This is a genomic window from Acetivibrio ethanolgignens (assembly GCF_001461035.1).
GTDB classification, from domain to species: Bacteria; Bacillota; Clostridia; order Lachnospirales; family Lachnospiraceae; genus Velocimicrobium; species Velocimicrobium ethanolgignens.
On sequence record NZ_LNAM01000226.1, the window covers coordinates 3821 to 8474 of the forward strand.

The window sequence follows — 4654 nt, forward strand, 5'->3', positions numbered from 1 at the left end:
TTTTTTATCCTTTCACATTCCTATGGACACTTTTTCCTGAAATGGGCGGAAAAATTTTTATCTTTCACGTAGTCCTAGACAAAATTTTCTAAAATGACCAGTTTTCCATCTCATTTTTATTAGTAAGGAATTTCTGCATTTTCCTAATTAGAAGAAAAATTTCTTCTCCCCTCTAATCCTCCCAATTACAGTTAGGAAGATTTTGAACTACAGATTTTGAAAATATTTTTCTTATCACTATTTTGGGGAAAAATATGGTTAATCGACCGAGATATTCTCTTTCTGATTTCCAAAGAGAGCATTGTAGATGTTTTGGAATTAAAAAAGTAGCCTTTCGGCTACCATAAAAAAAGCTGGAAGAATACTCTCCCAGCTTTCAGTTTTTATATTTTAACTATATGAATTTTTCGCTAATGATACCATTTTTTAAATCAGCTATATTATATAGATCTTCTTGTACCAAAAACGTTTCTTTAAGGTTTCCCTTTGTTTTTAACCACCCTGCCCCATCAGTGAACCAAACAAAATGAACATGTTCCACATCTTTCGCTTCAAGAGAAATGGTCTTAAAACTTCTTGCAGTTTCATTAAGTTTAGAACCACTTGATGAATAGCAATTACATTCACAAATATAAACTTCCTTACTTCCTACAGGTTTTACAACAAAATCAAACCTTTTCTTAGCAACACCATCAGCACTAATTGCCGAAAGGTTATATCCCCATTTCTGTTCTACTTCGTGTAAATACATTTCCTTAAAGTAGGTGACATCCTTTTCAAAGCCTGCTTCTTTAATAAAGAATTCAACCAAATCTTCCATTTGGTCTCCTCCCCTATTTTTTCTTGCGTTACTATCTAATCCAATATTAATTCCCAAACCAACATCCAATAGATCACCTATCACATGACTTTGTAATAATTCAAATATACCTGTTTTTTGCATAAATTCTACATATAGCTCTACATCATAATTCATGCTATTAAAGTTAAAATCAAGCCTTCTATCATTTTCTGTAATTGCTATAACATTCTCTCTCACAGCCAATAATAGTGGTATTGCCTTTATACACTCAGGATATTCCTGGACTAAATCCCTAAATTCATCTTCAATATTTTCAGAACCCTTTAATGTATTTAAAAGAGCAAGTTGCCTCTTAACAGAAGCAGTATTTTTGTATGCCGTATCATAATTTACATAATAATTCCAGTTATTAATATTATCCGTAAACGACTTTAACCAATCCTCAAAATTTCTACTTGTCACTAATCTCCATCTCCAATCGTACTTTAGTTATATTCAAATATTCCTCTTCTGTATCTATTCCTATAAAGAATCGACCAAATCTGTTAGCAACAACACCTGTTGTTCCCGACCCGCAAAAGGGGTCTAGAACAATATCCCCTGGCCGGGTAGATGCTTGAATAACTCTTTCTAATAAGTATTCCGGCTTCTGCGTAGGATGTTTCCCCGCCTTCTTTTCTGATGGTTTCGTTAAACTTCCAACCCATACATCTTTCATTTGCTTTCCGCCATTCTGTTCTTTCATCAAATCATAATTGAAATAATGGCGAGATTTCTTATCAGCTTTCTGTGCCCAGAGTATAGTTTCTGTTGAATGTGTAAAACATCTACAAGCAAGATTTGGTGGCGGGTTAGTTTTCTGCCAGGTAATATTATTTATTATCTTAAACCCTTCCTGCTCAAGCGCCATGCCAATAGAATAGATATTATGTAATGTTCCAGAAATCCAAATACTTCCATTAGATTTTAGTGCTCGTTTACACAATTTTATCCATTTTCTATTAAATTTATGTTTCTCAGATGTTTGCGTTGAAGAATCTCCTATTTTATCCCATTCTCCCTTATTCACAGATACCATTTTACCGCCTTTGCAAGTCACCCCGTTATTGCTTAAAAAGTATGGGGGATCCGCAAATATCATATCAATGCTTTCCGGCTTTATTTTTGCAAGAACTTTAAGTGCATCTCCATGTATTATTTGTGCCGAAGTATTTTCATAGAAATATTGCTGATTTTTACCAAGTAATCTTTCCACTCAAAACACCTCCTAATAATTGCAAATAATAACCTCTTCTCCTGTTCGTTTTGACGCATCCGAATTAATCATCCGTTTCACATCAACCACATCAATTCTATATCCTTTGTTGCCATACAATTGATTGATGAAATCTGTATTATGATTTGTGAGCATACAATAACATCCTCTTCTTGTTAAGTCATCAAAAAGGCTGGCTAGTCTTTCATGACTTTCAACATCAAATCCTTCCTTTGTATATGATTCAAACGATGTAGGATTTAATGGTGCATATGGGCTATCAAAGAATACAAAATCTCCTTCCCCTGCATCTTGGCAAGCTATCTCAAAATCTCCTAGCATAACTGTTACCTTTTTTAAATATTCTGAAACTTCCATTATTGACTTAACATCAATGGATTCTTTCCTACTGTTATTATATGGAACATTAAATAATCCTTTTCCATTTACTCTATACAATCCATTAAAGCAATGCTTATTGATAAACACAAATAACGCTGCAAGTTCTACATCAAACTCTTCCTTCATCAATTTGTCATTATAATGCTCTCTTAAAGAATAATAATATTCTTTTCCATCTTCTCCCATCTCAGAATCAAGTTTTTGAACAAATTCTATGAATTCCTGTGGTTTACTTGCAATAATTCTATATGTATTAATAAGAGATGCATTAATATCATTAATCACTGCATTTTCAGGTTGCAATTCAAATAAAACTGCTCCTCCTCCAATAAAAGGCTCGTAGTAATTATTATATGTTCGAGGCATTCTCTCAGATATTCTATCAAGTAGTTGTCTTTTTCCACCTGCCCATTTTACAAATGGTGCCACATTTTTATTTGACATATCCACTTCCTCTTTCCATAAAACTTCTTTTTTATTATACGAGAAAGAGCCGTTTTTATCAATTAAAATTTTCACTTTTTGTGAAACCCTTTTATTTGAAGAACACAAAAATATATTCATGAGCCAACATATAAAAATTCTTATCCATCTCAGCCCACTTTTCAGTTGATTTACAATTATGCTGTTCTTTTATAATTATTTCTTTTGATTTAAATCCAGCGTTCAAAAAGCACTGCATAAGTTGAAATCCCAGCGGTACTACATTCCCCCGAAATCTTTTATCTCCAATCATTACTGCACAGCACTTTCCCTTTTTAAGTATACGATATGATTCTTTTGCAACTTTATTTAATGCATCTAAGAAACCCTGTTCATCCAATAGCGAAATATCACCCTCAATATCAGAACTATATTTGATGATATTTGCATATGGCGGATGTGTGCATATAAAATCAATCTTATTATCTTTAATAAAAGACAGATCTGTAGCATCTCCATTTTTAATAAATATCTTTGATTGTGTTTCACATTCAAAATTGAGATTCGTTTCTGATAAAGAAACAGATTGCGGATTGATATCTACACCAATCGCATTTCGATTAAGTAATTTGGCTTCAACTAATGTTGTGCCACTACCTAAGAATTGATCTAGAACCCAGTCTCCTGGTTTAGAATAGCGAAGTATCAAGTTTCTTGGTACATATGGTGACCAATTACCTCGATAACGTCCTGAGTGTGTTGCCCATTTCCCCCGGTCTGGAAACGACCATATTGTTGTCTGCTCTGGGCTAAAGCTATTAGGTTGTAAAACTATAAGCATCTCCTCCTTTATTTTTATAGGTCTTTATCATACACCATTTGCTTCCTAAAGTCCACCTTTTTTACTCGCATCTTTCACTATAAGTGAATTTATCCTTTTCCAACAAAATAATATAATATTCACAAATAGTGAAAGGAGTGTATTATGCAATTTTCAAGTGAAACTGAACTATATCAAGTTATTGGTTCAAATATAAAATACTACCGAGAGAAAGCAGGACTTACCCAAATCCAGTTATCAGAAAAACTACAAATTAGCATTAGCTACCTTTCTAAAATTGAAGCATCTGGATGTACAAAAAGTCTTTCTATCTCCGTACTAAATCATATTGCTAATACACTTGGTGTGGATATTACGGAATTCTTTCAACGGAGGAAATGATTTATGTCTAGAATACCAAACAGATTTGGAGGTGGTGCCCGTACAAATGCTAATGGATTGCATTTCGAGCAAACCACTTCTCTTGATGCAGCACTCACAGATGCCGGCTATCATGTAATTAGAAATAGAGTTTATGATGACGATATACAAATTGGACTTTCTGTTCAAAAGCATGATTTTTACAAATACTTTTTAGAACCAAGGGGAATCGATTTTACAGATTACAATTCAAAAAAATGGTTACCTGATGAATGCTATGTTAATCTTGAAACGAATACAGTGTTTATTATTGAAAAGAAATTTCAAAATTGTCCGGGCTCTGTTGACGAAAAACTACCGAATTGTGATTTCAAAAGGAAAGAATACGAAAAACTGTGTCATCCTATAGGTTTCAATGTCGAATACCTTTATGTATTCAATAACTGGTTCCTACAAGATGTATATCGTGACACATTAGAATACATAAGAATGGTAGGATGCCATTACTTCTATACTCAAACTTCGCACATAAATTTTCGCTATGCACCTTGAAAATTCAATATCTGGCAGT

The 4654-nt window shown here is 33.3% G+C and carries 6 protein-coding genes; 2 read left to right on the plus strand and 4 right to left on the minus strand.

Annotation, left to right across the window (positions count from 1 at the left end):
* Window positions 1–394: 394 nt before the first annotated feature.
* The 4 genes from ASU35_RS18170 to ASU35_RS18185 all read right to left on the minus strand — a co-directional run bounded on the left by ASU35_RS18170 (window position 395) and on the right by ASU35_RS18185 (window position 3723).
* Window positions 395–1264 carry a type II restriction endonuclease gene (locus ASU35_RS18170; protein WP_058354373.1) on the minus strand — a complete coding sequence of 290 codons (870 nt, stop codon included), beginning with the start codon at window positions 1262–1264 and terminating at the stop codon, window positions 395–397.
* Window positions 1254–2057, minus strand: a complete 804-nt coding sequence (locus tag ASU35_RS18175; protein ID WP_058354374.1) for a DNA-methyltransferase — start codon at window positions 2055–2057, stop codon at window positions 1254–1256. Before ASU35_RS18175 ends, ASU35_RS18170 begins: the two co-directional genes overlap by 11 nt.
* A gap of 12 nt (window positions 2058–2069) precedes the next feature.
* Entirely contained in the window at window positions 2070–2903 is an 834-nt protein-coding gene (locus ASU35_RS18180; RefSeq protein WP_058354378.1) for a DNA adenine methylase, read from the minus strand.
* A gap of 91 nt (window positions 2904–2994) precedes the next feature.
* Window positions 2995–3723 (minus strand): TRM11 family SAM-dependent methyltransferase, encoded by a 729-nt coding sequence (locus tag ASU35_RS18185; RefSeq protein WP_083504389.1) that lies wholly within the window; start codon window positions 3721–3723, stop codon window positions 2995–2997.
* A 144-nt stretch (window positions 3724–3867) separates the two neighbouring features.
* Between ASU35_RS18185 and ASU35_RS18190 the strand changes: the two genes are divergently transcribed.
* Complete coding sequence (locus ASU35_RS18190) at window positions 3868–4104, plus strand: helix-turn-helix domain-containing protein (protein ID WP_058354376.1); 237 nt, start codon at window positions 3868–3870, stop codon at window positions 4102–4104.
* Between the two features lie 3 nt (window positions 4105–4107).
* Complete coding sequence (locus tag ASU35_RS18195) at window positions 4108–4635, plus strand: PD-(D/E)XK nuclease superfamily protein (protein WP_058354377.1); 528 nt, start codon at window positions 4108–4110, stop codon at window positions 4633–4635.
* Window positions 4636–4654 lie beyond the last annotated feature (19 nt).